This is a genomic window from Nocardioides sp. NPDC127514, assembly GCF_040302125.1.
Taxonomy (GTDB): Bacteria; Actinomycetota; Actinomycetes; order Propionibacteriales; family Nocardioidaceae; genus Nocardioides.
The window spans coordinates 24,214-50,655 of the sequence record NZ_JBEORF010000022.1 but is presented as its reverse complement, the minus strand read 5'-3'; the positions used below and the strand labels follow the sequence as shown (position 1 = coordinate 50,655).

The 26,442-nt window shown below is 69.5% G+C and carries 23 protein-coding genes; 2 read left to right on the top strand and 21 right to left on the bottom strand.

Annotation, left to right across the window (positions count from 1 at the left end; all coding sequences use genetic code 11):
• Positions 1–66 precede the first annotated feature (66 nt).
• Together ABTX24_RS18180 and dnaE are read right to left on the bottom strand one after the other, a co-directional pair.
• Positions 67–696, bottom strand: coding sequence for a hypothetical protein (locus ABTX24_RS18180; protein WP_350841508.1), 630 nt, complete (start codon positions 694–696; stop codon positions 67–69).
• The gene (dnaE, locus tag ABTX24_RS18175) at positions 681–4,265 is read right to left on the bottom strand and encodes a DNA polymerase III subunit alpha (RefSeq protein WP_350841506.1); all 3,585 of its coding nucleotides are present in this window, start codon (positions 4,263–4,265) and stop codon (positions 681–683) included. Before dnaE ends, ABTX24_RS18180 begins: the two co-directional genes overlap by 16 nt.
• 143 nt (positions 4,266–4,408) lie before the next feature.
• Between dnaE and mmuM the strand changes: the two genes are divergently transcribed.
• The gene (mmuM, locus tag ABTX24_RS18170) at positions 4,409–5,290 is read left to right on the top strand and encodes a homocysteine S-methyltransferase (protein ID WP_350841504.1); all 882 of its coding nucleotides are present in this window, start codon (positions 4,409–4,411) and stop codon (positions 5,288–5,290) included.
• 85 nt (positions 5,291–5,375) lie between these two features.
• On the top strand, positions 5,376–5,789 hold the full coding sequence (locus ABTX24_RS18165) for a hypothetical protein (RefSeq protein WP_350841502.1): 414 nt from the start codon (positions 5,376–5,378) through the stop codon (positions 5,787–5,789).
• A 59-nt stretch (positions 5,790–5,848) separates the two neighbouring features.
• Here the strand turns inward: ABTX24_RS18165 and ABTX24_RS18160 are convergent, their stop codons facing one another.
• From ABTX24_RS18160 to ABTX24_RS18070, 19 genes are all read right to left on the bottom strand, one after another.
• A complete protein-coding gene (locus tag ABTX24_RS18160) occupies positions 5,849–6,316 on the bottom strand; it encodes a GNAT family N-acetyltransferase (protein WP_350841500.1) in 468 nt (155 codons plus the stop codon).
• Positions 6,294–7,235, bottom strand: coding sequence for an RluA family pseudouridine synthase (locus ABTX24_RS18155; protein WP_160024319.1), 942 nt, complete (start codon positions 7,233–7,235; stop codon positions 6,294–6,296). The genes ABTX24_RS18160 and ABTX24_RS18155 overlap by 23 nt, the downstream gene beginning before the upstream one ends.
• Positions 7,232–7,771 (bottom strand): signal peptidase II, encoded by a 540-nt coding sequence (gene lspA / locus ABTX24_RS18150; RefSeq protein WP_350841498.1) that lies wholly within the window; start codon positions 7,769–7,771, stop codon positions 7,232–7,234. The genes ABTX24_RS18155 and lspA overlap by 4 nt, the downstream gene beginning before the upstream one ends.
• A gap of 29 nt (positions 7,772–7,800) precedes the next feature.
• Positions 7,801–8,229 (bottom strand): TraR/DksA family transcriptional regulator, encoded by a 429-nt coding sequence (locus tag ABTX24_RS18145; protein ID WP_160024321.1) that lies wholly within the window; start codon positions 8,227–8,229, stop codon positions 7,801–7,803.
• A gap of 471 nt (positions 8,230–8,700) precedes the next feature.
• Positions 8,701–9,468, bottom strand: a complete 768-nt coding sequence (locus tag ABTX24_RS18140) for a DivIVA domain-containing protein (protein ID WP_229788310.1) — start codon at positions 9,466–9,468, stop codon at positions 8,701–8,703.
• 152 nt (positions 9,469–9,620) lie between these two features.
• Positions 9,621–10,106 carry a cell division protein SepF gene (locus ABTX24_RS18135; RefSeq protein ID WP_160024322.1) on the bottom strand — a complete coding sequence of 162 codons (486 nt, stop codon included), beginning with the start codon at positions 10,104–10,106 and terminating at the stop codon, positions 9,621–9,623.
• 36 nt (positions 10,107–10,142) lie between these two features.
• Positions 10,143–10,847, bottom strand: coding sequence for a YggS family pyridoxal phosphate-dependent enzyme (locus tag ABTX24_RS18130; RefSeq protein ID WP_350841496.1), 705 nt, complete (start codon positions 10,845–10,847; stop codon positions 10,143–10,145).
• Positions 10,847–11,557 (bottom strand): peptidoglycan editing factor PgeF, encoded by a 711-nt coding sequence (gene pgeF, locus ABTX24_RS18125; RefSeq protein WP_350841494.1) that lies wholly within the window; start codon positions 11,555–11,557, stop codon positions 10,847–10,849. Before pgeF ends, ABTX24_RS18130 begins: the two co-directional genes overlap by 1 nt.
• Positions 11,558–11,566: 9 nt before the next feature.
• The gene (gene ftsZ, locus ABTX24_RS18120; protein ID WP_350841492.1) at positions 11,567–12,802 is read right to left on the bottom strand and encodes a cell division protein FtsZ; all 1,236 of its coding nucleotides are present in this window, start codon (positions 12,800–12,802) and stop codon (positions 11,567–11,569) included.
• 199 nt (positions 12,803–13,001) lie between these two features.
• The gene (locus ABTX24_RS18115) at positions 13,002–13,916 is read right to left on the bottom strand and encodes a cell division protein FtsQ/DivIB (protein ID WP_350841490.1); all 915 of its coding nucleotides are present in this window, start codon (positions 13,914–13,916) and stop codon (positions 13,002–13,004) included.
• Positions 13,917–13,933: 17 nt separating this feature from the next.
• The gene (gene murC, locus ABTX24_RS18110; RefSeq protein WP_350841488.1) at positions 13,934–15,352 is read right to left on the bottom strand and encodes a UDP-N-acetylmuramate--L-alanine ligase; all 1,419 of its coding nucleotides are present in this window, start codon (positions 15,350–15,352) and stop codon (positions 13,934–13,936) included.
• The gene (gene murG, locus ABTX24_RS18105) at positions 15,349–16,428 is read right to left on the bottom strand and encodes an undecaprenyldiphospho-muramoylpentapeptide beta-N-acetylglucosaminyltransferase (RefSeq protein WP_350841486.1); all 1,080 of its coding nucleotides are present in this window, start codon (positions 16,426–16,428) and stop codon (positions 15,349–15,351) included. The genes murC and murG overlap by 4 nt, the downstream gene beginning before the upstream one ends.
• A gap of 13 nt (positions 16,429–16,441) precedes the next feature.
• Complete coding sequence (gene ftsW, locus ABTX24_RS18100; protein WP_160024329.1) at positions 16,442–17,734, bottom strand: putative lipid II flippase FtsW; 1,293 nt, start codon at positions 17,732–17,734, stop codon at positions 16,442–16,444.
• 193 nt (positions 17,735–17,927) lie between these two features.
• Positions 17,928–19,376: a UDP-N-acetylmuramoyl-L-alanine--D-glutamate ligase gene (gene murD / locus ABTX24_RS18095; protein WP_350841483.1), complete on the bottom strand. Its 1,449-nt coding sequence runs from the start codon at positions 19,374–19,376 to the stop codon at positions 17,928–17,930.
• A complete protein-coding gene (gene mraY / locus ABTX24_RS18090; protein ID WP_160024331.1) occupies positions 19,376–20,494 on the bottom strand; it encodes a phospho-N-acetylmuramoyl-pentapeptide-transferase in 1,119 nt (372 codons plus the stop codon). Before mraY ends, murD begins: the two co-directional genes overlap by 1 nt.
• 126 nt (positions 20,495–20,620) lie before the next feature.
• Positions 20,621–22,195, bottom strand: a complete 1,575-nt coding sequence (locus ABTX24_RS18085) for a UDP-N-acetylmuramoyl-L-alanyl-D-glutamate--2,6-diaminopimelate ligase (protein WP_350841481.1) — start codon at positions 22,193–22,195, stop codon at positions 20,621–20,623.
• 60 nt (positions 22,196–22,255) lie between these two features.
• Positions 22,256–23,971, bottom strand: coding sequence for an MFS transporter (locus tag ABTX24_RS18080; protein WP_350841479.1), 1,716 nt, complete (start codon positions 23,969–23,971; stop codon positions 22,256–22,258).
• Between the two features lie 56 nt (positions 23,972–24,027).
• Complete coding sequence (locus tag ABTX24_RS18075) at positions 24,028–24,462, bottom strand: MarR family winged helix-turn-helix transcriptional regulator (RefSeq protein WP_160024333.1); 435 nt, start codon at positions 24,460–24,462, stop codon at positions 24,028–24,030.
• 154 nt (positions 24,463–24,616) lie between these two features.
• A complete protein-coding gene (locus ABTX24_RS18070) occupies positions 24,617–26,440 on the bottom strand; it encodes a peptidoglycan D,D-transpeptidase FtsI family protein (RefSeq protein WP_350841477.1) in 1,824 nt (607 codons plus the stop codon).
• Positions 26,441–26,442 lie beyond the last annotated feature (2 nt).

Genomic DNA, 26,442 nt, shown 5'->3' with positions numbered 1-26,442 from the left:
GTCGGCATTGTGCCAACCGTCCAACCTGTTGAATCTACGCCGCCCGACGGCGGCTGTCCGCCGAATTTACCTTTCGGTCGCGGCCTGCTGCACGTCGAGCTCGTGATCCGCGGGAGGGTGCGGCGCCCACATCAGGAAGATGACCATCAGCGCCAGCATCGCCGAGCCCGGGACGAGCAGGATCAGCCACGGCGAGGCCAGCTGGAAGCTGTCCTCGAGCACGGTGCCGTCGGCGGCACCCTTGGCGAGACCATGGGGGTCCTCGGGCGAGAGCAGCGACGTGACCAGCAGCATCAGGCCGCCACCGATCGAACCGCCGACGATCAGCGCGCCCAAGGTGACCAGCTCGGAGCGGTTGAGCCAGACCGCGGCCGCGATGCCGACCAGCAGGCCGAGCACGATCGCACAGACCGAGAACCAGGCGGTCGCGGCGAAGACGCCCTGATCGATGTTCTGCCCGATGGCGGGCGGGTCGATCGAGATGAGCCCGCGGTACCACTTGTCCTCGAGCACCATCCCGGTCGGCGGGGTCCACAACGTCGCCGCCGCGAGCCCGGCCACCAGGCCGCCGACGATGAAGGCGGCCACGATGATGGCCACCTGGACCAGCACCGGGCGGGACAGGTCGGGGCGGGCGGAGCGGTGGCCGGTCGCGTAGAGACTGGGCGGCGGCGGCACGATCAGATTGTCAGGCATCCTGGTCCGAGGAGTTGTTTGAGGTCGGCGAACAGCTCGGGAGTCGGTGCCACCCGCAGCCGGTCATCGAGCTTCATGACCCGGGTCGCGTCCCGTGTCATCAACCGTAGCCTGACCTCGGCTACTCCGGGATAGGTGGTCAGTACGTCACGCAGCGACGCGATCACCTGCGGCGTGCACCGCGTCGACGGCAGCGAGATCACCACCGGTCCCCCGGCGGCACCCGGGCCGCCGGTCAGGTCGGGGACGGTGACCTCCTGGCCACGCAGCTCGGGCTGGTCCTTGTCGCGGGAGAGCTGGCCCTTGACCCGGATGATCGAGTCCTCGACCAGATGCGGGGCGGCCAGCTGGTAGGACGACGGGAAGAGCAGCACCTCGACCGAACCCTCGAGGTCCTCCAGGGTCACCGTCGCCCAGGCGTCGCCCTTCTTGGTGATCCGCCGGTTGACGTTGGTGACCAGCCCGGAGACCGTGACGGTGGTGTTGTGGGGCCGCGTCTCGTCGGTCATCAGCTGACCGATGGTGCAGTCGGTGCCGTTGGCGAGGACGTGCTCCAAGCCCATCAGCGGGTGGTCGGAGACGTAGAGGCCCAGCATCTCCCGCTCATGGCCGAGCAGGGTCATCTTGTCCCACTCGTCCATGTCGGGGATGGCCACCGAGACGCCGAAGCCGTCGCCGCCGTCCTCGTCGAGGCCGCCGAAGAGCGAGTCCTGGCCGATCGCCTCGTTGCGCTTGATGTCGATGTACTGGTCCACGGCGGTCTCGTGGATCGCGACCAGCGCGCGGCGGCGGTGCTTCATGTCGTCGAAGGCACCGGCCTTGATCAGCGACTCGATCACGCGCTTGTTGCAGGCCCGCTCGGGCACCTTGGAGAGATAGTCGTTGAAGTCCTCGAACCGGCCCTTGGACGTGCGGGCCTCGACGATGCCGTCGACCACCTGGGCGCCGACGTTGCGGACCGCGGTGAGGCCGAAGCGGATGTCGCTGCCGACCGCGGTGAAGTCGTGGGCCGACTCGTTGACGTCGGGCGGCAGCACCGCGATCTTCATCCGGCGACACTCGTTGAGGTAGATCGCCATCTTGTCCTTGTCGTTCTTGACCGAGGTCAAGAGCGCAGCCATGTATTCGGTCGGGTAGTTGGCCTTGAGGTAGGCGGTCCAGTAGGTGACCACGCCGTAGGCCGCCGAGTGCGACTTGTTGAAGGCGTAGTCGGAGAACGGCAGCAGGATCTCCCAGATCGTGTCGATCGCCTTCTGGGAGTAGCCGCGCTCGAGCATGCCGGCCTGGAAGCCGGCGTACTGCTTGTCGAGCTCGGCCTTCTTCTTCTTGCCCATCGCGCGGCGCAGGTTGTCGGCCTGTCCGAGCGAGAACCCCGCCAGGACCTGGGCGATCGACATCACCTGCTCCTGATAGACGATCAGGCCGTAGGTCTCCCCCAGCACCTCCTCGAGCGGCTTCTCGAGCTCGGGGTGGATCGGCACGATCGGCTCGCGGCCGTTCTTGCGGTGGGCGTACTTGTTGTGGGAGTCGGCGCCCATCGGGCCCGGCCGGTAGAGCGCGGAGACCGCGGTGATGTCGGCGAACCGGTCGGGAAGCATCGAGCGCAGCAGCGCGCGCATGCCACCACCATCGAGCTGGAAGACGCCGAGCGTGTCGCCGCGCTGCATCAGCTCGTAGGTGGGCTTGTCGTCGAAGGGGACGTCCTCGAGCACCAGGTCGATGCCGCGGTTGGCGCGGATGTTGCCGAGCGCGTCCTCGAGGGTGTGGAGGTTGGAGAGGCCCAGGAAGTCCATCTTGACCAGGCCGAGCGCCTCGCAGGTCGGATACTCGAACTGCGTGACGACCTGGCCGTCCTGCTTGGGCTCCATCAGCGGGACGATGTCGATGATCGGCTCGGAGGCCATGATCACGCCCGCGGCGTGGATGCCGGTCTGCCGGATCTGGCCCTCGAGGCCGAGCGCGGTCTCGTAGATCTTGCGGACGTCGGGGTCGGTGTCGTGCAGGGCCCGGAAGTCGCCGCCCTCGCCGTAGCGCTTGTGGTCGGGGTTGAACAGCTCCTTGAGCGGGACGCCCTTGCCCATCACGTCGGGCGGCAGCGCCTTGGTGATCCGATCGCCGATCGCGAAGCCGTGGTCGAGGATGCGGGCGGCGTCCTTGATCGCCTGCTTGGCCTTGATCCGGCCGAAGGTGGCGATCTGGGCGACCTTCTCCGCGCCGTACTTCTCCGTGACGTACTTGATCGTCTCGCCGCGGCGGTGGTCGTCGAAGTCGATGTCGAAGTCGGGCATCGAGGGGCGCTCGGGGTTGAGGAACCGCTCGAAGAAGAGTCCGTGCTCGAGCGGATCGAGATCGGTGATCCGCAGTGCGTACGCCACGATCGAGCCGGCACCGGAACCACGGCCCGGTCCGATCCGGATGCCGTTGTCCTTGGACCACTGGATGAAGTCGGCGACCACCAGGAAGTAGCCCGGGTAGCCCTTCTGCAGGATGACGTCGATCTCGAACTCGACGCGGTCGCGGACCTCCTGGGTCGTCTTCTCGCCCGGGTAGCGCAGCTCGATGCCGCGCCAGGTCTCCTTGCGCAGCCACGACTCCTCGGTCTCGCCCTCGGGGATGTCGGCGAGCGCCATGTAGCCACCGGTCGACTCGGTGAACTGGACGTCGCAGCGCTCGGCGATCAGCAGGGTGTTGTCGCAGGCCTCGATCAGGTCCTGCTGGCCCCACAGCTCGCGCATCTCGGCGGCGGTCTTGATGTAGTAGCCGCTGCCCTCGAACGCGAACCGCTTGCCGCCCTTGGAGTAGGGCGGCTCGGTCATCCGGCTGCCCGACTGGACGCACAGCAGCGCCTCGTGGGCGGCGGCGTCCTCGGGGTTGTTGTAGTGGGAGTCGTTGGTCGCGACCGGGCGGATGTTCATCGCCTTGCCGAGCTTGAGCAGGTCGTCGCGGACCCGCTTCTCGATGGAGATGCCGTGGTCCATCAGCTCGAGGAAGACGTTGTCCTTCCCGAAGATGTCCTGCAGCTCGCCGGCCTCCTTGAGCGCCTCGTCCCACTGACCCAGCCGCAGCCGGGTCTGGATCGCGCCCGAGGGGCAGCCGGTGGAGACGATGATCCCCTTGGAGTGCTCGGCGAGGATCTCCTTGTCCATCCGGGGCTTGAAGTAGTAGCCCTCGAGGCTGGAGCGGCTCGAGAGCCGGAAGAGGTTGTGCATCCCCTCGGTGGACTCGGCCCACATCGTCATGTGGGTGTAGGCGCCACCACCCGAGACGTCGTCGCCGCCCTCCTGCGCCTGGTCGCCCTTGCCCCACCGCACCCGCTTTCGCTCGCCTCGCGGAGTGTTCGGCGTGATGTAGGCCTCGATGCCGATGATCGGCTTGACGTCGTGGGCCTTCGCCTTCTTCCAGAAGTCGTAGGCCCCGTGCATGTTGCCGTGGTCGGTCATCGCGATCGCCGGCATCTCGAGCTCGCTGGTCCGCTTGAAGAGACCATCGAGGAGCGAGGCACCATCCAGCATCGAGTATTCGGTGTGGACGTGCAGGTGGACGAAAGAGTCCTTGGAGCCGGCCGCCATTGGCGTGGAGCCCTCCTCGAGGTCGAACGGATGGAGCGGGCGCAGGAGCCCGTGCTCAAACGGACGACCTGGGGGAAGGACTACAGACTATCTGGCGCCACCGACAGTTTTTCGGGCGGCTGGCCGTACAGTCTTGAGTTGTGGTGACGATCCTCGATGGCGGCCTGTCCAACGCGCTGGAAGCACGCGGTCACGATGTCTCCGGGGCGCTGTGGACGGCCCGGCTGCTGGACGAGTCACCCGCGGAGATCGCGGCGGTCCACCGCGCCTACTTCGCCGCCGGCGCCGACGTCGCCACCACCGCCAGCTACCAGGCCAGCGTGCCCGGTTTCGTGGAGGCCGGGATGAGCCAGACGTACGCCACCGAGCTGCTGCGCCGCAGCGTCCGGGTCGCGCGCGAGGTCGCCGAGGAGGCTCCCGGACGCCTGGTCGCCGCCTCGGTCGGACCCTATGGGGCCTACCTGGCCGACGGGTCCGAGTACCGCGGCCGCTACGGCGTCTCGGCGTCCGTGCTACGTGACTTCCACGCGCCCCGGCTGGCCCTGCTCGAGACCGAGGACCCCGACCTCATCGCGGTCGAGACCATCCCCGACATCGAGGAGGCCGAGGTGCTCGTCGACCTCCTCGACGACATCGGCCTCCCGGTGTGGTTCTCCTACTCCTGCGCCGGCACCCGCACCCGCGCCGACCAGCCCCTGGCCGACGCGCTCGCCCTGGCCGCGGGCATCCGCTCGGTGGTCGCCGTCGGCGTCAACTGCTGCGACCCCGCCGACGTACCCGCCGCCGTCCAGCTCGCCACCGCCACCGGCGAGCCCGCCGTCGTCTACCCCAACACCGGGGAGACCTACGCCGACGGCGCCTGGACCGGCACCCCTCACTTCCGGCCGGGAGAGGCCCTCTCCTGGGCACGATCCGGGGCTGCGTACGTCGGCGGCTGCTGCCGCGTCGGCCCGCGCGAGATCGCCCTCATCGCCGCCGAGATGTCACATCTGCAGGCCGAGGCGTCAGGTACGTCGGCCGAGTAGGCATCGGCGTGCCATCTCGACCGACGTAAGTGACGCCTCGACCGTTCTGCCGGCGCGCCGGTCCTCCGCATGCCACACTCTCGCCGTGCCGCCGTCACCTGAGTCCACTTCGAAGCCGGACACGACTCGGGCCCGCTGGGTGCTGGTCGTGGTCATCCTGGTCACCTTCGGGCTCCATCTCGCCGACCCGCAGTGGCTCTCGGAGTCGCAGTCCGTCTCGCTCGCGGGGCTGGGCACGATCGCCATCGGCGCCCTGTGGCAGGTCGTACGCGCCAACGACCCCTCCGATCGGCTCCTCGGTTTCAGCCTGCTCGTGCTCGCGACAGTTCTGATCGGACTGATTCCCGGCGCCGAGCTCGCCGAACCTCCCGACGCATTCCGCAGCATCTTCATGCTCATCGGGCCGATGGTCGGCATGATCCTCGTCGACCGGTGGCTGCGGGGTAGGCCTCGGATCGGGGCCGACTCAGTCGCCACACAAGACGATCCGGCCACATGAACTGACGCCTCGGCCGCCAGAAGTGACTTCTCGGCCGACGGAAGCGACTTCTCGGCGGGTCAGGGCCAGGCCATCCGTACGTCGGGGGTCTTCTCCTGGTTGGCGGAGCCGTCGGTGCGCTCGACCTCGCGCAGTCCGTGTTGGGCGTAGAAGGCTCGCGCCGGGGTGTTCATCTCGAAGACCCACAGGCCGAAGCCGTCGGGGGTCAGCGACTTCACCAGGTCGAGCAGCATGGTGCCGAGGCCGGTGCCCTGGGCGCGGGGGTGGACGAAGAGGTCGTCGAGCCAGGTCGGGGTGAAGGCGACGAAGGCCGAGACGACGCCGTCGACCTCCGCGACCCAGACCTGCGACCCCTTCTGAGGCGCCAGGACCTTGACCGCGAGCCACTCCCGGATGTCCGACTCGGGGTAGATCGGCGCCGGCATCGGCGCGGCGGCACGGGCCTCGACGTAGGTGCGGACGATCTCGGCGATGTCCTCGGACTCCGCCGGGCGGAGGACCGCCTCAGTGGGAGTCGCGGATGACATCGAGCGCGTGCTGGAGGTCGTCGGGGTAGGTCGACTCGAAGGTGACGTACTCACCGGTCTCCGGGTGCTCGAAGCCGAGCTTCACCGCGTGCAGCCACTGCCGCTCGACGCCGACGCGCCGCGCCAGGGCCGGGTCGGCGCCGTAGGTGAGGTCGCCGACGCAGGGGTGCTTCAGCGCCGACATGTGGACGCGGATCTGGTGGGTGCGCCCGGTCTCGAGGTGGATCTGGAGCAGCGAGGCGAACCGGTGCGCCTCGAGCGTCTCGTAGTGGGTCACCGAGTGACGCCCGTCCGCGCGGACCGCGAACTTGTAGTCGTACTTCGGGTTGCGCCCGATCGGTGCGTCGATCGTGCCCTCGAGCGGGTCGGGGTGGCCCTGGACCAGCGCGTGGTAGGTCTTGTCGACCGTACGCTGCCGGAACGCGTTCTTGAGGACGGAGTAGGCGTGCTCGGACTTGGCGATCACCATCACGCCCGAGGTGCCGACGTCGAGGCGCTGGACGATGCCCTCGCGCTCCTTGGCCCCCGAGGTGGAGATCCGGAAGCCGGCGGCGACGAGGTGACCGACGACGGTCTTCCCCTGCCAGCCCGGCGAAGGGTGGACGGCTACGCCGACGGGCTTGTCGATCACCACGAAGGCGTCGTCGTCGTAGATGATCTTGATGCCCTCGACGATCTCGGGCTTGATCTCCAGCGGGTCTGCCTGCGACGGGATCGTCGCGTCGAGCATCGACCCGGCACTGACCCGATCGCTCTTGGCCACGACCGAGCCGTCGACGGTCACCAGCCCCTCGGCGATCAGCTCCGCCGCGCGGGTGCGGGAGAGGCCGAACAGTCGCGCCATGGCGGCATCGACCCGCTCCCCCTCCAGACCGTCCGGGACGTGCAGCGTGCGCTGGTCGGCGTGACCGAAGTTCACTTCTTCTCGCCCTCGGGCTCGTCCGAGGTGTCATCGGACGTGTCCGCGGCACCGCCGTCGATCGACCCGTCCAGCCCGATCCCCTTGAACGAGAAGATCACGATCAGCACCGCGGCGACGTTGATGCACATGTCGGCGACGTTGAAGATCGGCCAGTTGGGCAGCTGCAGGAAGTCGACCACGTGCCCGACGTAGAAGCCCGGCTCACGCATCAGCCGGTCGACCAGGTTGCCGCTGATGCCGGCGACCAGGATGCCGAGCGCGATGGCCCAGCCCCGGTGGCGCACCCGGCGCGCGAACCAGAGCACACCGATCGTGGCCGCGATCGAGAGCGTCGTGAACACCCAGGTGTAGCCGGTCCCGGTCGAGAAAGCCGCGCCCGGGTTGCGGATGATGTTGAGCTGGAGCACCGAGCCGATCAGCTCCTGCGGCTGCCCGGGAACGAGCGTCGCGACCGCCCAGAGCTTCGTGATCTGGTCGATGACCAGCAGAAACACTGCGACGGTCGCGAACTCGGCCCACCGAACAGGGCGCACGTCGGACTCAGGACCGGTATGTGCGTCGCTCAGCGACGCTCCTCGCGCTGCTTGCATGTCATGCACAGTGTGGCACGCGGGAACGCCATGAGCCGCATCTTGCCGATCGGCTCCCCACACGACTCACAGATGCCGTACGAGCCGTCCTCGAGGTATCCCAGGACACGCTCGATCTGGGCCAGCTTGTCCTTCTCGCTGTTGACCACGGTCAGCTCGTGGTCACGCTCGAAGCTGGTCGCGCCCATGTCGGCCTGGTCCTGGCCGGCGCCGTCGCCGGAGTCCTTCATCAGGCCGGAGAGCTCGGCTTCGAGAGCGGTGAGCACCTCGAGGCTGTGAGCCCTCATCTCGTGAAGCTCGTCGATGACCTCATTGAGCTCATCCTTCGTCCACGGGTCCTCGCCGTCCTTGACCTTCAGCTGGTCAGGAGAGACGACGGTCTTGGTTGCTTTCTTAGGCACGGCACTCGCTTTCTGGTGTGAGACACGGCCCCCCGGGCCGCACGGTGGTCAGGTTTGGCTTAGGCGCTCGCCGCGGCCACCGACGTGGAAGCCGTGACGTAGGAGCTGGTATTCCCAGAAAGCTCGGGCGTCGCCACCTGGACGCACCCGACTGCCGCGCTGGCGCGACACCTCATCGGTACAGACATGGAGTCCCCTTTCTCCTGCCGTCACTTCGCGCCGCCGAGTCGGTGCGGAGTGCGTGCCCGGAATGTAGCCCGGGATTCGGCTCCACTCAACTAACACACCGAAACTCCACGCATATTGGTCCGCAGCGTGGAAAAACTCCGAAATCGACTTACAGGACCCGCCTCACCTGCTACAACGCGTTCCTGTCGCAGCCGGCGGGGCTCCGGAAGGAACGCAGCGGACGTACGCATCGGCCGGCCCCGCGAAGCGGGACCGGCCGATGGAAGCCTGACTACGAGGACCTCAGCCCTCGTCCTCCCCCAGGATGGAGCGCAGACGCTTGGGCGCCGGGCCCGACTCGTTGACGGCGGCGGCCATCACGGGCGCCTGTGACTCAGCCGAGTTGTTGAGCGCGTCGAGCTGCTGCGTGAAGTAGCTCTTCAAGCGGGAGCGGTACTCACGCTCGAAGTTGCGCAGGGTGTCGACCTCGGTGGTCAGGTTGTCCTTCTCGCGCTCGAGCTCACCGAAGAGCTGCTGGCGACGCTCGGCGGTCTCGCTGTCGAGCATCTGCGCACGGGTGCGCGCGTCGGCCTCCATGCGGTCGGCCTTCGACTTCGACTCGGCCTCGAGACGCTCGGCCTTGGTCCGCGCCTCGCCGACGATCTTGTCGGCGTCGTTCTTGGCGGTGTCGATGAGCGCGTCGTGGTTGCGCGTGGCCAGCTCGAGCAGGCGCGCGGCGGCGTTGGACGCCTCCGGCACGGTCTCGACCCGGATCGTCTCGATGCCGCCGGTCTGCGGTGCCTCCTGATACATCGGCATCTGGTGCGAGACCGGCTCAGGAGCCGGCATCGGCTCAGGAGCAGGCGGCTCGGGAGCCATCGGGAAGGACGGACCCCCACCCGACTGCGCAGATGCCAACTTCCCGCGAAGGTCGTCGTTCTCCCGGGTGAGACGTGCCAGTTCGGCCTCGACCTCGTCGAGGAACTGGTCCACCTCGCCCATGTCGTAGCCCTCGCGGAGCCGGACGGGAGTAAAGCGCTTGTTGCTCACGTCCTCTGGCGTCAGCGGCATGACCTCACCCATTCATTACTCGGTTGACTCAGACGTACGGACTGCACCGCCGGGGGGCGGCATCAGGTAATGCTGTCGAAACTCTAGCGCCTGTCCGTAGACATGCCAGATGCGGACCGCATCCAGCCACCTACGAGCAGGTGTCGAAGGCCTCAGCTCTGGTTGAAGAAGCCGCCCTCAACGATCCTCTGCTTGGCCTCAGCCGTGACCGAAACGTTCGCAGGTGAGATAAGAAACACCTTGTTGGTGACCCTCTCGATGTTCCCATAGGTAGCAAAGATCAAGCCGGCCGCAAAGTCGACGAGCCGTTTTGCGTCCGGATCGCTCATCTCGGTGAGGTTCATGATCACCGGCGTGCCGTCGCGGTAGTTCTCGCCGATCTGACGCGCTTCGTTGTAGGACGTCGGGGTCAGCGTGATGATCTTGGAAAGCTCGGTCACCGCGGGCACCACCGTTGCTCGTCGCCGCTCGGAAAGGTCAGCCACCGGAGCCGGACGGGACTGCTTGGACCGCACCGGCGCCTTGACGGCTTCGTGGGAGCGGGTCTCGTCGTCGTCGCCCTCGTAGACATCGTCGTCGTAACCGGTGTCCTCGAGCAGGCCGAGGTATTCACCGAACCTGCGCATCGCGCCGCTCATGTTCCCACCTTCCCCAAAGTATTGCTGTCCGAGACATTACTTGACAGTTGGCCTCTCTCCGAGGACCGCAGACCCGACACGTACGTGTGTCGCGCCATGGGCAATCGCCTGCTCCAGGTCGCCGCTCATCCCCGCCGACAGCACCGTCGCCTCGGGATATTCGACCAGGAAGTCCTCCCGGATCCGCGCGAGCCGGACGAATGCCGGCTCCGGTTCCTCACCGAGAGGCGCTACCGCCATCAGGCCCCGCAGCCGGAGCCCGTCGGTCGTCTCGACCTCAGCAGCCAGGTCGCGTACGTCACCGGGGTCCGCCCCGGCACGACCCTCGCGTCCGGGCGGGTCGAGGGACACCTGCAGGAGCACGTCGAGGATCTGGCCGCGCTCGCCCGCGCCACGGCTGAGCCGGGGCAGCAGCGAGGGCCGGTCGACGGACTCGACCACGTCGGCGTAGCCGGCCACGGCGGCCGCCTTGTTGGACTGGAGCCCGCCGATGTAGTGCCAGCGCAGACCGAGGTCGGCGCACTCGGCCGCCTTGGCCGCCGCCTCCTGGTGGCGGTTCTCGCCGACGTCGGTGACACCGAGGCCGGCCAGGATGCGTACGTCGGAGGCGGGGAAGAACTTGGTGACAACGACCAGGTGGACGTCGTCGGCGGGGCGACCGGCGGCCTTGGCGGCCACCGCGATCCGCTCCCGGGTCTCGGCGAGCCCCGCGGCGATCTCATCGGCGCGATCGGTCGCCATCAGGCACCTCGCAGCCGGATCAGGGCGCCCAGCGACATGCCGGCGCCGTCGCGGCGGTAGGAGTAGAGGTCGTCGGACTCGCGCGTGCAGCGACCGGCGTCGACCGTCTCGACGCCCTCGCGGGCCAGCTGGGCGAGCACTCCGGCGCCGACGTCGAGGCTCGGTGTGCCCCAGCTCGTGGTGGCGCGCGCGGCCGGCTCGACCGTGGCGATCTCCTCCTGCATCTCGGCAGGGACCTCGTAGCACTTGCCGCACACGTGCGGCCCCACCCAGGCGCGGATCCGTGTCGCGCCGAGCGCGCGCATCCGGGCGATGGTCTCGGGCACGACCCCGGCCGCCATCCCCTTGCGTCCGGCGTGCGCCGCACCGATGACCCCGGCCGCCTCGTCCGCGAACAGCACGGGTACGCAGTCGGCGGTGCGGACCAGCAGGACCAGGTCACGCTCGGTGGTGACGATCCCGTCCGCCTCGGGGCGGGTGCCGCACTCCGCGTCGACGACCGTGTTGCCGTGGACCTGGTAGAGGTCGGCGTAGGGCGCGCCGTCGGCGAAGTCGGCCAGCAGCAGCCGATGGTTCTCGGCCTTCGCCTCCGGCGAGTCCGAGCCGTTGACCGCCAGGTTGAGCTCGGCGTACGGAGCGAGACTGACCCCGCCGTACCTGTCGGTGAATGCCAGGTCGACGAGGCCTGCTGAGGCTCGGAACGAATACAAGCGCGGGACCTACTTCAAGAAATCGGGAACGTCGAGCTCGTCATCGCTGTACTGGACGCTCGGAGCGGGCTTCTTGGCGACCGGAGCGGGCTCGGCCGGCGGAGCCGCGGGCGGAGGCGTGGCCGGAGCCGGCTTGGCAGGCTTGGCGGGAGCGGGCTCCGGGGTCTCCTCGGCCTCCTCGCGGCGGGTCGCGACCGCGGTGGCCACCGCGGCGGTCTCGCCGTTGTTGGCCGGCTGGGAGCCGGTGGAGCGGCCCTGCACGCTGCCGAGCGCCGACTGGCCCTCACGGCGCTTGGGCATGCCGCCGTCGAAGCCGGCGGCGATCACCGTGACCCGGACCTCGTCGCCGAGAGCGTCGTCGATGGTCGCACCGAAGATGATGTTGGCCTCCTGGTGGACCGCGTCGGCGACCAGCGCGGCGGCCTCGTTGATCTCGAAGAGGCCGAGGTCGGAGCCGCCCGCGATCGAGAGCAGGACTCCGTGGGCGCCGTCGATCGATGCCTCCAGCAGCGGCGAGGAGACGGCCATCTCGGCGGCCTCGACGCTGCGGTTGTCACCGCGCGCGGAGCCGATGCCCATCAGCGCCGAGCCGGCGTTGGACATGACCGACTTGACGTCGGCGAAGTCGAGGTTGATCAGGCCGGGCGTGGTGATCAGGTCGGTGATGCCGGAGACACCCTGCAGCAGCACCTGGTCGGCCTGGCGGAAGGCGTCCATCACCGAGACGTTGCGGTCCGAGATCGACAGCAGCCGGTCGTTGGGGATGACGATGAGGGTGTCGACCTCCTCGCGGAGCTTGCTGATCCCCTCCTCGGCGGAGTTGGCACGACGACGGCCCTCGAAGGCGAACGGGCGGGTCACCACACCGATGGTCAGGGCACCGAGCGAGCGGGCGATGCGGGCCACGACCGGGGCGCCACCGGTGCCGGTGCCGCCACCCTCGCCGGCGGTCACGAAGACCATGTCGGCGCCCTTGATGACCTCTTCGATCTCGTCGGCGTGGTCCTCGGCGGCGCTCTCCCCCACGCTCGGGTTGGCGCCGGCACCGAGACCGCGGGTCAGCTCGCGACCGATGTCGAGCTTGACGTCGGCGTCGCTCATCAGCAGCGCCTGGGCGTCGGTGTTGATGGCGATGAACTCGACCCCCTTGAGGCCGACCTCGATCATCCGGTTGACAGCGTTGACGCCGCCGCCACCGATGCCGACGACCTTGATGATCGCCAGATAGTTCTGTGCAGCTCCCACGGTGGTCGCCCCTTCGATCGCTGGTTGGTACTTACGGCGGGTTCTCAACCCTTACCCTCAACCTGAGGGTTATAGTTATGTCAACCTCGCCGTTCTCAGAACAGTAGGCAGACGTACGTCCTCAAACTGGCGCGACACGCGGACGCGGATCAGTTGTGCCCATCCGTTGCCGTCCGGTAGGGAAGATCCCTACGCCGGATCAGCCGACGCTCTTGCTGGTGACCGGCTGACCGGGCACGGAGACGTCGTAGCGGGCCACGTCGGGCTCCGCCTTCATCAGCGCGACCAGCACGTCGGCCTTGGTGTCGGACTGGGCGCTGCTCCCCCACACCACCCGCTTGTCGTTGCGCAGCTCCAGGGAGATCGAGTCGACGGTGGTCACCTCGACGTGGTCGACCGTCTTGGCGAGGTCTGCCGGGAGGGCTGAGGCCACCGCGGCGGCCTCGCGGAGGGCGTCGGAGTTGGTGCCGGTCACGGTGTTCACCATCGGCAGACCTCGCGGCGCCTTCTTGTAGTCCCAGAAGACGGTGCCGGTCTCGTCGAGGGCACGGAGCCGGCCGCCGATCGAGACGACGGCCACCGGCGTACGTTCGGTGACGTCGACCCGGATCTTGTCGGGCCACTCGCGCGAGACGTTGACCGAGCGCACCATCGGCAGCCCGTTGAGCACCCGCACCTGCACCGCCTCGAGGTCGGCGGTGGCCAACGGCTCGCCGACCGGGACGGCCGCGAACTCGACGACCTGCTTCGCGCTGGTCATCTTCATCGTGCCGTGCACCGAGGTGCCCTTGACCTGCAGCCAGGTGGAGAAGTAGACCGCCCAGATGCCGCCGAGCAGGAGCGCGATGACCAGGGTGCCGACGATCAGATAGCGCCACGCCAGCCAACGGCGGCGCCACTGGCGGCGGGCGAAGGCCTTGCGGCTCTTCAGGGTCGCCGGGTCGACCGCCGCACGCTCGTCCTCGGACTCGTCCGTCTCCAGCCCCGGCTCGGTGCTCGGCTCAGCGCCGGCCTTGGCCTCCTCCGAGGCGAGGTCGATCTCGCGCTCGCCGGACGCCGATCGGGCGATCTCCAAGGCCTCGGCGATCTCGGCGTCGGACCCCTTGTCCCCCATGCTCGCCTCCCCCAGCGTTACTGCGCTGCCGTACGTAGCCTGGCGAGCACCATCGGGCCCACCTCGGTCACGGTACCTGCCCCGAGCGTCAGAACGAGGTCACCCGGTCGGGCGCGGCGGGCCAGCTCGGCGGCGGCCTCCTCGAGCCCGGCGACGCTGACGACGCGGTCGGGCGGCAGCGGCACCGCGTCGGCGACGAGCTTGCCGGTGACCTCGGGGTCGTAGTCCTCGCGGGCGAGATAGACGTCGAGGACGACCACCTCGTCGGCGGCGCCGAGCACGCGGCCCATCTCCTCGCCGAAGATCCGGGTGCGGGAGACCATGTGCGGCTGGAACGCGACGATGAGCCGCCCCTGCCCGGCCACGGACCGGCCGGAGACGAGGTCGCCGGCGATCTCGGAGGGGTGGTGGGCGTAGGAGTCGTAGACGCGTACGCCTGCGGCCTCTCCCTTGCGCTCCATCCGCCGCCGGGTGCCGGTGAAGGACTCCAGCCCCGCCTTGAGCAGGTCGAAGGAGTGACCGAGACGCAGGCCGACGGTGAGCGCGGCCAACGCGTCGGCGACGTAGTGGCGCCCGGGGATCTGCAGCGTGATCCGGCCCAGCTCGTCGAGCCCATCGACGACGGTGAAGGAGGAGGTGGTGCCCTCCAGGACGATGTCGACGGCGCGTACGTCGGCCAGCTCCGACTCACCGACGCCGATGAAGCGGCGGCCGAGCGAGTGGGCGACGTGACGCAGGTCGGCGGCGCCGGGGTCGTCGATGACCGCGACCAGGAACCCGTCGGGAGCCAGCCGCCCCACGAACTGGGCGAAACCCTCGCGGTAGGCCTCCTCGGTCCCCCACTGGTCGAGGTGGTCGGCCTCGACGTTGGTGACGACCGCGGCGTACGGCTTGTAGACCAGGAAGGCGCCGTCGGACTCGTCCGCCTCGGCGACGAACAGGTCACCCGAGCCCTCGGCGGCGTTGGTGCCCGAGGCGGCCAGCTCGCCACCGACGGTGTAGGTCGGCGCGGCGCCCGCGGCCTGCAGGGAGACGGTCAGCAGCGAGGTGGTGGTGGTCTTGCCGTGGGTGCCGGCGACGGCGAGGACGCGGCGGCCTTCCATCACCGAGGCCAGACCGGCCGAGCGCGGGTAGATCCGCAGGCCCTTCTCGACTGCCGCGACGTACTCGGGGTTGTCCTCGCGGATCGCGGTGGAGACGATCAGCGTGTCGACGCCATCGACCTGCTCGGCCGCGTGGCCGACGTAGACGGTCGCGCCCTCCTCGCGCAGCGCCGCGACCATCGACGAGTCGGCGCCGTCGCTGCCGGAGACCTCGATCCCGCGGGCCAGCATGACCCGGGCGATCGCGGACAGGCCCGCACCGCCGATGCCGATGAAGTGGACCCTGCCCAGCTGTTCGGCGGGCAGGATGTGCTCAGGAACGGGAACTCTCATCGGGAACCTCCACGCTGTGCGGTCTCCAGGACGATCCGTGCCAGCCGCTCGTCCGCGTCGCGCGGGACCAGGTCGCTGGCCGCCTTCGACATCGCCTCGAGGCGAGCGCGGTCGGTGACGATCGGGGGTACGTGGCTGGTGACCCAGGCCGCGCTCATGTCGGCGTCGGAGACGAGCACGGCGCCACCGGCGTCGACGACGGCGCGGGCGTTGAGGGCCTGCTCGCCGTTGCCGATCGGGAGGGGGACGTAGACGGCCGGGACCCCGACGGCGCTCGCCTCGATCACCGAGTTGGCGCCGGAGCGGCAGATCATCAGGTCGGCGGCGGCCAGCGCGAGGTCCATCCGGTCGACGTAGTTGAGCACGTGGTAGCCGGGGCCGGGCGAGGCCAGCTCGTTCTTCGGGCCGATCACGTGGAGCACCTGGATCCCGTTGCTGGCCAGGGCCGGGTAGGCGCCGGAGACCGACTCGTTGATCGTCCGGGCCCCCTGGGAGCCACCGGTGACCACGATCGTGGGGCGGTGCTGGTCGAGCCCGAAGAAGCTGCGTGCCTCGGCGCGCAGCGCCCAGCGGTCCATCGTCGAGATCATCCGGCGGATCGGCAGCCCGATGTACTCGGCCTTGGGCAGCTTGGTGTCCGGGAAGCTCACCGCGACCCGGTCGGCGAGGCGTGCACCGACCTTGTTGGCGTAGCCGGGCATCGAGTTGCCCTCATGGACGATCACCGGGATGTGGCGCCGCTTGGCAGCGATGTAGGCCGGCACCGAGACGTAGCCGCCGTAGCCGACGACCACGTCGGGCCGGATTCGGTCGAGCACCTCGTAGGTCGCGTCGACCGCGCCCTTGAGGTTGACCGGCACCTTCAGCAGGTCGCTGCTGAGCTGGCGCGGCATCGGGACCGGGGGGATCAGCTCGAGCGGGTAGCCCGCGGCGGGGACGACCTGGTTCTCCAGGCCGCGAGGCGTACCGAGGCAGGTCACCTCCACGCTGGGGTCCAGACGGCGCAGGGCATCAGCCGTGGCGAGCAGGGGGGATGTGTGTCCGGCGGTGCCACCACCGGCGAGGAGGGCCTTCATGATGCGTCCGAACTTAGCGGTTGCGTTGAGCGGACCGGTAAGCGGCTGCCTGGCGGGCCCGATCCTTTGCCAAGGCTTTACGCTGCTTCAGCGCCGCGGCTGCCGCCGGTTCACGACGGGCGAAGCCGATCACGACGCCCAGCGCCACCATCGACGGGATCAGCGCGGAGCCGCCGTAGGAGACCAGCGGCAGCGGGATGCCGATGACCGGCAGCAGCGCGAGGACCATGCCGACGTTGATGATCATCTGGCCCAGCAGCCAGACCAGCACGCCGAAGCTGAAGTAGCGTACGAACGGCCGGTCGGTCTGGCGCGCGACCTTGACCAGCGCGAACGCGAGGGTCAGGAAGAGGCCGACGACGAGCAGGGTGCCGACCAGGCCGAGCTCCTCGCCCAGCACCGCGAAGATGTAGTCGGTGTGGGCCTCGGGCAGGTCGCCCCACTTCTGCTGCGAGGCCCCGATCCCCTGGCCCAGGATGCCGCCCGAGCTGAGTGCGTAGAGGCCGTGGGACGGCTGCCAGCCCTGTCCGTGGTAGTCCTTGAACGGGTCCGCGAAGCTGGTCAGCCGGGCGAGCCGCTCGGTGTCGGTGCTGATCAGGAACAGCACCGAGACGCCGATGATCGAGATCGCCATCCCGAAGAGCCGACCGGGCGCCCCGACGACCCACAGCATCCCGAGCACGATCGCGAAGAAGACCAGCGCCGTGCCGAGGTCACGGCCGGCGAGGACGAGCCCGGTGGCCAGCGCGATGCCCGGCAGGACCGGCATCAGCACCTCGTGGAGGCTGTCGAGCCGGCGCTCCTTGAGCGCGTAGACGTGGGCAGCCCACAGCACGATCCCCAGCTTGGCGATCTCGCTCGGCTGGATCTTGACCGGGCCGGCCCCGATCCAGTTCTGCTGCCCGTTGACGTCGTGGCCCAAGAAGATGGTCAGGAAGAGCAGCACGCAGGCGATGACGTACCCCGGCCAGGCCAGCCGTCGCAGATGCTTCGGCCGGATCCGGGAGGCGATGAACGCACACGGGATGCCGATGATCACCCACAGCACCTGCCGCCCGACGATCGCGTAGGAGTTGCCCATCTGGGTGTAGGCCCACACGCTCGAGGCGCTCAGCACCATGATCAGCCCGATGGTCAGCAGCAGCGCGGTGCTGGTGAGCAGCAGGTAGTAGGCGGCCAGCGGCCGGTTCAGCGCCACCCTCAGCGCGTGGAACCAGGCCTTGAGGTAGCCGAGGACCGACTTCGGGTACGCCTTGGCCTGCTCGGCCGAGCCGGAACCGGTCTGGTCGGGGCTGGTGGTCGTCACGGCCTACCTCCCAGTTGCGGTGCGACGTACGTCCATTACATTCTCGCCGCCGTCTCCGCGTTCGCCGCGCATCTCCCCCGCGTGTCGCCCCTGCCGAGGCGTCAGCCACGTCGGCCGAGGCGTCACCTGCGTCGGCCGAGTGGGCAGCGCGGTGCCAACTCGGCCGACCGGAGTGACGTCTCGGCGGGTGGGGTCAGAGCTGGCGGCGTACGGCGTCGGCGAAGGCGTCGCCGCGGGCCTTGTAGTCGCGGAACTGGTCCTGGCTGGCGCAGCCGGGGGCCAGGAGCACGGTGTCGCCGGGCTTGGCCAGCGCGGCGGCGATCTCGACGGCCTCCGCGAGAGCGGCCGCGCCGTCGGGGTCGTCGAGCTCGACGATCTCCAGGTCGCCGGCGTGGGCGGCGAGGGCGGAGGCGATCACGTCGCGGTCCTGGCCGATCAGGATGACGGCCCGCAGCCGGTCGTGGATGGAGGCGACCAGGTCCTCGAAGCGGGCGCCCTTGGCCAGCCCGCCGGCGATCCAGATCACCGGGTCGTAGGCCTGCAGCGAGGCCTGGGCGGCGTGCGGGTTGGTCGCCTTGGAGTCGTCGACCCAGGTGACGCCGCCGGCCTCGGCGACGACCTCGATGCGGTGGCCGTCCGGACGGAACGACTTCAGCCCGTCGCGTACGGCGGCCTGGGAGACCCCGTGCGCCCGGGCGAGCGCGGCCGCGGCCAGCGCGTTCTGGACGTAGTGGGGCGCGGCGGAGGCGAGGTCGGAGATCTGGCACAGCTCCGCGGCGGAGGTCTGACGCTCCTCGATGAAGGCCCGATCGACCAGGATGTCCTCGACGATCCCGAGCTGGCCCACCGCCGGGGTGCCGAGGGTGAAGCCGATCGCGCGAGCGCCCTCGACGACGTCGGCCTCCTCGACCAGGTGCAGCGTCGCCTCGTCGGCGACGTTGTAGACGCAGGCCCGCTCGACGCCCTCGTAGACGCGGCCCTTGTCGGCGGCGTACTCCTTCATCGAGGGGTACCAGTCGAGGTGGTCCTCGGCGACGTTGAGGACGACGGCGGCCTCGGCGCCCATCGAGGAGGTGTAGTGGAGCTGGAAGGAGGAGAGCTCCACGGCGAAGACGTCGTAGGGCTCGGGGTCCATCACGGCCTCGACGATCGGCAGGCCGACGTTGCCGACGGCGACGGACCGGAGCCCGGCGGTACGCAGGATGTTGTCGAGCATCTGCACGGTCGTGGTCTTGCCGTTGGTGCCGGTGACCGCCAGCCAGGGGGCGGCGTTGTCGGGGTCGCGCAGCCGCCACGCGAGCTCGACCTCTCCCCAGATCGGGACCCCGCGCTCGCGCGCCTGGGCGAGCAGCGGAGCCGTCGGCCTCCAGCCGGGAGAGGTGACCACGACGTCGACGTCGTCGGGCAGCACGTGGGTGGCGCCTTCTCCGAGGCGTACGTCGGCACCCAGGATGCCGAGGAGCTTGGCCTTCTCCTGGCGCTCCTCGTCGCCCGGCGACTCGTCGAGCGCGATCACCGAGGCACCCAGGTGGGTGAGGTTGTCGGCGGCGGCGAAACCGGAGACACCGAAGCCGGCCACGACCGCCTTCACGCCCTCCCAGGAGCCGTTGCGGCCGAGCTTGTCGAGTTCTGTGAGGTCCATCAGATGGTCGCCACCCATTCGGCGTAGAAGATTCCCAGGCCGGCCGCGACGCAGAGGCCGGTGATGATCCAGAAACGGATCACCACGGTCACCTGTTCCCAGCCGAGCATCTCGAAGTGGTGATGGATCGGTGTCATCCGGAAGATGCGCTTGGGGGTCCCGGTCACCTTGCGGGTGATCTTGAACCAGCCCGTCTGCAGGATCACCGAGACCGTCTCGGTGACGAAGAGGCCACCGAGGATGATCAGCAGGAACTCGGTGTGCGACAGGATCGCGAAGCCGGCCAGCACGGAGCCGAGCGCGAGCGAGCCGGTGTCGCCCATGAAGATCCGCGCCGGGCTGGCGTTCCACCACAGGAAGCCGATGCAGGCGCCGCTGATCGCGGCGCCGAGGATCGCCATGTCGAGCGGGTCGCGGACCTCGTAGCAGGTGCCGATCTCGACGCTCGGGCGGCCGCAGCGCTGGTTGTTCTGCCAGATCGAGATGATCGTGTAGGCGGCGAAGACGATCGCCGAGGACGCCGCCAGCAGCCCGTCCAGGCCGTCGGTGAGGTTGGTGGCGTTGGACGTGCCGGTGACCATGATCCAGAAGATGACCAGCAGCAGGGCGCCACCGAGCCAGTAGAGGATCCCGTCGCCGCCGAGGAAGTGTGGACCGAAGTCACGGATGAAGGAGAGCTGGTCCGCCGCCGGCGTGATGCCGTCGGCGTTGGCCAGGCCGGGATGGATCGCCACCGCGCCGAAGCCCACCGCGACCAGCGTCTGCCCGACCATCTTGGACCACGCGCGCAGACCGAGGTTGCGCTGCATGAAGACCTTGATGAAGTCGTCGACGAAGCCGACCGCGGCCATGCCCACCAGGAGGAAGAGCAGCAGATAGGCCGTCGCGCTCGGGGCGTCCCCGGTCAACAGCTTGGCCGCGAAGTAGCCCACGACGACCGAGATCACGATCGCGACGCCACCCATGGTCGGGGTGCCGCGCTTGGTGCGGTGGGTCGTCGGGCCGTCCTCGCGGATCTCCTGGCCGTAGCCCAACTTCGTGAACTGTACGATCGCAAATCGGGTGCCGAGCAGCGAGAACAGAAGCGCAATCGCTCCGCTCAGCAAGATCGCTCTCATGTCAGCCGGGTGCCTTCCTTGCCATGCCGTTCCTGGTCCTTGCCCCCGGGCCGGTGTGCATAGCGAAGACACCGGCCCCGGGCATTCTTCCCTACGTCTCGACAGCCTCGGCGGCGCCCCGCCGATTCAGCGTCTCGCGAGCGCCTCACGGACGACGTCGCGGTCGTCGAACGGGTGCGTGACGCCGTTGATCTCCTGGCCCGTCTCGTGCCCCTTACCTGCGACGACGACGATGTCGCCGGGCTCGGCGAGGCCGATCGCACGCTCGATCGCGGCCCGCCTGTCGCCGATCTCCTCGACGCTCGCGCTGCCGCCGGTCGTGCCCTCCAGCACCTGTCGCCGGATGCTCGCCGGGTCCTCGGTGCGCGGGTTGTCGTCGGTGACGATCACGTGGTCGGCCAGCCGCGCGCTGATCTCCCCCATGATCGGCCGTTTGCCGGTGTCGCGGTCTCCCCCGGCACCGATCACCACGATCAGCCGGGACTCGGTCAGCGGGCGGAGGGTGCCGAGCGCGGCCTCGACCGCGTCCGGCTTGTGCGCGTAGTCGACCACGACGGTGAACGGCTGGCCCTCGTCGATCCGCTCGAGCCGGCCCGGGACGCCGGAGCCCTTCGCGAGGGCGGTGGCGACGTCGCGCACCACCGTCTCGTCGCCGTACGCGTGGTGGATGCTCGCCAGGGCGGCCAGGGTGTTGCTGACGTTGTAGTCGCCGGCCAGCGGACTGGCGCCCGGGAACTCCAGGCCGTCGGGGCCGTGGACGGTGAAGGTGGAGCCGTCGGGGCGCAGCTCGACGTCGGTGGCGCGCCAGTCTGCGGTGTCGTCGTGCAGGGCGTAGGTGAGGATCGGGATGGTCGCCTCGGCGGCCAGGCGTCGGCCGTGCTCGTCGTCGATGTTGACGATGCCCAACATCGCTCGCTCCGGGGTGAACAGGTCGGCCTTCGCCGCGTAGTAGTCCTCGACCGTCTCGTGGAAGTCGAGGTGGTCGCGTCCCAGGTTGAGGAAGACGGCGACATCGAAGACGACCCCGTCGACGCGACCCATCACCAGCGCGTGGGAGGAGACCTCCATGGCGCACGCCTCGGTGCCCTCCTCGACCATCCGGGCGAAGAGACCGTGCAGGTCGGGAGCCTCGGGCGTGGTCAGCGGCGTCTTCACGTCGCGCCCGCCGATCCGGGTGCCGACGGTGCCGATGACGCCGGCGCGGTGGCCGGCGTCGAGCAGCGCGCTCTCCGCCAGCCGGGTGGTCGTCGTCTTGCCCTGGGTGCCGGTGACCCCGATCAGCCGCAGCCTGCCGGAGGGGTTGCCGTAGACGCGGGCCGAGAGAGCGCCGAGCACCGTGCGCGGTCTCTCGACGAGCAGTACGGGCACCTCACCGAGGCCCTGGGCCTCCAGCTCGGCGGCGCCGGCGGCGTCGGTGAGCACCGCGACCGCTCCGGCCTCGACGGCACCGGCGGCGTAGCTGGCGCCGTGCGCCCGGCTCCCGGGGAGGGCGGCGTAGAGATCACCGGGCAGCACCCGTTGGGAGCTCAGCGAGACTCCGGTGACACGGGCCTCGCCGCGCACCTCCAGGCCGAACTCGCCGGCCAGCTCGGCCAGCTCGGCCAGCTCGGCCAGCTCGGCCAGCTCGGCCAGCGTCACCGGCTCGGTCACTCGCGGGCGGGTCGGGCTCTTGGGATCCGCCGTCTCGTACGCACTGCTCACCAGGCGAAGGTTATCCGCCCGGCGGGACCAGGTCCCGCCGGGCCGACCCTGGCGTGGCGTTCAGGCGTGGCGTAGCTGGGTCAATGCTGCGGCGCTGAGCTCGTGCGGCTCTTGGCCGGGAACGACGAGCACGACAGGTACGCCGGCGTTCCGCACGACCGCGGAGGTGATCGAGCCGTCGGCGAGCTGGGCGGCACGACCGCGGGGCGAGGAGCCGAGCGCGATCGTGCGGACCCGGGCCTCGGTGGCGTACCTGGCCAGCACCATTCCGGCGCTGGCGTGGTCGCCGACGCTGTGCAGCACCAGGCCGGTCGCGGTCACGCCGTGGGCGGCGAGGCGGTCCAGGTGGGCGCGTACGGTCGCGGCGGCCATCTCCGGCTCCTCGGCGTCGATCGCCAGCTCCTCGACCACCTCCGTCTCGCGGACGTGGACCACCTCGAGCGGCGCGCCCTCGGCGGCGGCCATCTCGGCGGCCCGGTCGACGACCGCGTCGGCGTCGAGGGTGGCGCCGACGGCGACCAGCACGGGACGGCCCTCACCGCGGACCGGTCCGACGGGCTCGAGCGTCGGCGCGACCGGCTCGGCGGTCTCGGCCGACTCTGCGGCCGTGATCAGCCGGTGGCCGCTGGCCAGGACGGGGATCGCGAGCAGGAACGCGGCGGCGCCGACGTAGAAGGCCACCGACTGGTCGGTCGCCTCGGCGATCTTGCCCGCGGCGAAGGGTGCCAGACCGCCGCCGATGAAGCGTACGAAACCGTAGGCCGACGACGCGATCGGCCGCTCCACCGGCGAGACCAGCATGACCGCCTGGGTGGTCAGCGTGTTGTTGAGGCCGACGAAGATGCCGGACAGGATCACGGCCACGATGACCACGGTCGGCGAGGAGACGCCCAGGCCGATGACGGCGAGCAGGGCACCGAGACCGAGCAGGTTGACGTAGAGGGTCGGCGCGGTGCCGAAGCGGCGCTGCGCCCACGGCGCACCCCACACGGCGAAGACGGCGACCAGGATGCCCCAGGCGAAGAAGACCCAGCCGAGCTGGAGCGGGTCGTGCAGGCCCATCGGGTAGGGCGCGTAGCCGAGCAGGGTGAAGAAGCCCCAGTTGTAGAGCAGCGCCATGATGCCCATCGTCAGCAGCCCGCGGTGGCGCAGCGCGGCGAGCGGCGCGAGCAGGGTGACCTTCTTCTCCGGCTTGGGCGTCGGCGGCAGGAAGACCAGCGTGGCGACCAGCGCGATCGCCATCAGCGCGGAGACACCGAAGAACGGGCCGCGCCAGGAGATGCCACCGAGGACGCCGCCGAGGAGCGGACCGACCGCGATGCCGAGGCCGAGCGCGGTCTCGTAGAGGATGATCGCCCCCGCGAACCCTCCCGTCGCGGAGCCGACGATGACGGCGAGGCTGGTGGAGATGAACAGCGCGTTGCCCAGACCCCAGCCGGCCCGGAAGCCGACGATGCCGTCGACACCGTCGACGGTCCCGGCCAGACCGGCGAACACGACGATCAGCACCAGGCCGAGGATCAGCGTCCACTTGGCACCGATCCGGCTGGAGACCCAGCCGACGCCGATCATCGCCACGGCGGTCACCACGAGATAGCTGGTGAACAGCAGCGACACCTGCGCGGGCGTCGCGGCCAGCTCCTCGGCGAGCACCGGGAGGATCGGGTCGACGAGCCCGATGCCCATGAACGACACCACGCACGCGAACGCGACCGCCCACACGGCGCGTGGTTGCTTGAACGGACTTGCGGCAGCTGCCCCTTGGTGGGAGCTCATTGTTCTTGCCTCTTCTCAGACGTTGGTTTCGTACGCGTCGCCGGGCCGCCGGCGCGTCAGGAGTCGAGCACGGCGTCGACGAGCCGGTCGAGGGCCGGCAGCGCCGCCGCGATGGCGGCACGGTCCTCGGCGGAGACTCTGGCCAGGGCTGCGTCGAGCACACCGGCTCGCTGCCCGCGCCTGGTCTCGAGGACCTCTCGTCCGGAGTCGGTGACCTCGACGAGGACCGCTCTCCGGTCGGCGTCATCGGCGACCCGGGCGAGCATCCCCTGCTGGGTGAGCCGGTTGACCAGCTGCGTCATCGCGGGCTGGGAGACCCCGGCGACCCGCGCGAGGTCGGTCACCCGCTGCGGCCCGGTCCTCGCCAGTCCGGCCAGCACCGTGGCCGCCGTCGGCGACACGTCCCCCGCCGTCGACACCTCCCGCACCAGTCGCACCACCTTCTCGAGGGCGAGCGAGAGGTCACGTCCGGAGGCAGAAGTCGTGCTCACCCAAGAAACATAACATACCTATGTTATGCATACGGCGTGAACCATCTGTCTCTTCCGTCACAGCGCCCAGGCAATGCCTGCACTTCTCTGGTGTTGCATTGCCAGAGAAGTGCAGGCATACCCGGTTAACCGGGTACTCCTGCAACCGCGCAGCTCACCAACCAGTAGGCATCTTCGACGGCTCGGTGCCGGTCGGCGGGACACCGTAGCGGCGCAGGACGAAGGACATGATCTGGGAGAAGACCGGGCCGGTGACGGTGCCACCGCCGCCGCCGTTGCCGGGGTTGTGGATGGCCACGTAGACCGTGAACCGCGGGTCGTCGGTGGGGGCGAAGCCGCCGAAGGAGACCGTGGTGGTGCCGTCGTAGCACTTGCACTCGGAGTTGACCCGCTGCGCGGTTCCGGTCTTGCCGGAGACGCGGTAGCCGGGGACGGCGGCCTGCTTGGCGGTGCCGTTGACGGGGTCGTTGATGACCCGCTCCATCATCTCCGCGGTCTGGGAGGCGGCCTCCTCGGAGACCACGCGGGTGCGCTGGGCGGTGTCGGTGCCGACCTCGGCGCCGGAGTTGTTGGTGGCGCTCCCGGCGATCAGGCTGGGGTCGATGCGTACGCCGTCGTTGGCGATCGTGTTGAGAGCGGCGGTCATCTGCACGGCGTTGACCGAGATCGACTGGCCGAAGTCGATGCGGTCCTCGTCGGCCGGGTTCCAGGTCTCGGGCGAGGCGAGCAGGCCGGCCGACTCGGTGTCGAGGCCGAGGCCGGTGCGCCGGCCCTGTCCGAAGGCGGCCAGGTAATCGCGCAGCTGGCCGTCCTCGTACTTGTCGGCCGCCATCACCGTGCCGATGTTGGAGGACTTCGCGATCACCCCGGCCAGGGTGAGCTTCTCCATGCCGTGCTCGTACCAGTCGTGGATGTCGGCGTCGCCCGAGCGGTAGGACCCCGGCACCTTGAGCCGGGTCGAGGGCGAGACGAGCCCCTGGTCGAGCAGGCCGGCGACGGTGAGCACCTTCTGCACCGAGCCGGGCTCGTAGACGTTGGAGAGGGCGTTGCTACCGCGCAGCGACTTGGGCGAGGCGGCCGGGTCGCGGGCATCGAAGGTCGGGTAGTCGGCCAGGCTCAGGATCTCGCCGGTCTGGGTGTCCATCACGACCGCCATCCCCGACTCCGCGCGCGACTTCTGCACGGCGTCCATCAGGGTCTGCTGGACGTAGTACTGCAGGTCGCGGTCGATGGTCAGGGTCAGGTCGTTGCCGTCGACCGGGTCGACGCGGTTGTTGGTGCCCAGCGGCATCCGGGTGCCGCTGACCGGGCTGGTCGCGTCGTACTCGGCGTGCCCGTCCTTGCCGGCCAGGTGCTTATCGAAGGCGGCCTCGAGGCCGGCGAGGGGGCCGTCGTTGCCCATGAAGCCGACCAGGTTGGCCGCGACGTCGCCGTTGGGGTAGTTGCGCAGCGGGTCACGGCTGGTCCACAGCCCCTGGTAGCCCTTGGCCTTGGCGCGCTCCACCACGTCGGTGGCCTTGGTCGCGACGACCTGACGGTCGATGTACTGGAACCGGCTCCCGTCCTTGCGGAGCTTGGCCAACGCCGAGGCGTAGTCGACGCCGAGCTCCTTGGCCAGGAACGCGGCGATCGCCGGGGCGTCCTTCTTCGTCTGCTTCGGGTCGGCCAGGACCATCAGCCCGTCGGAGGAGTCAGCCAGCGCCTCGCCGTCACGGTCGAGGATCTCGCCGCGCTCGGCCGGCAGCACGACATCGACGACGTTCTCGGCGGCCGCCATCGCGGCGTACGAGTGCGGGTCGATGCCCTGCAGCTGCACCAGCCGGCCCCCGAAGACCGAGAGCACCATCGCCACCAGGATGAAGCCGACGCGGAGCCGGATGTGCACCGGCCCGCGTCGCTGCGTCGCCTTCGGCGTGGACTTCGGGGCAGGGCGGCGCGCCGGCCGGCGGATCTTCCGCTTGACCTGTCGCTGGGCCATCG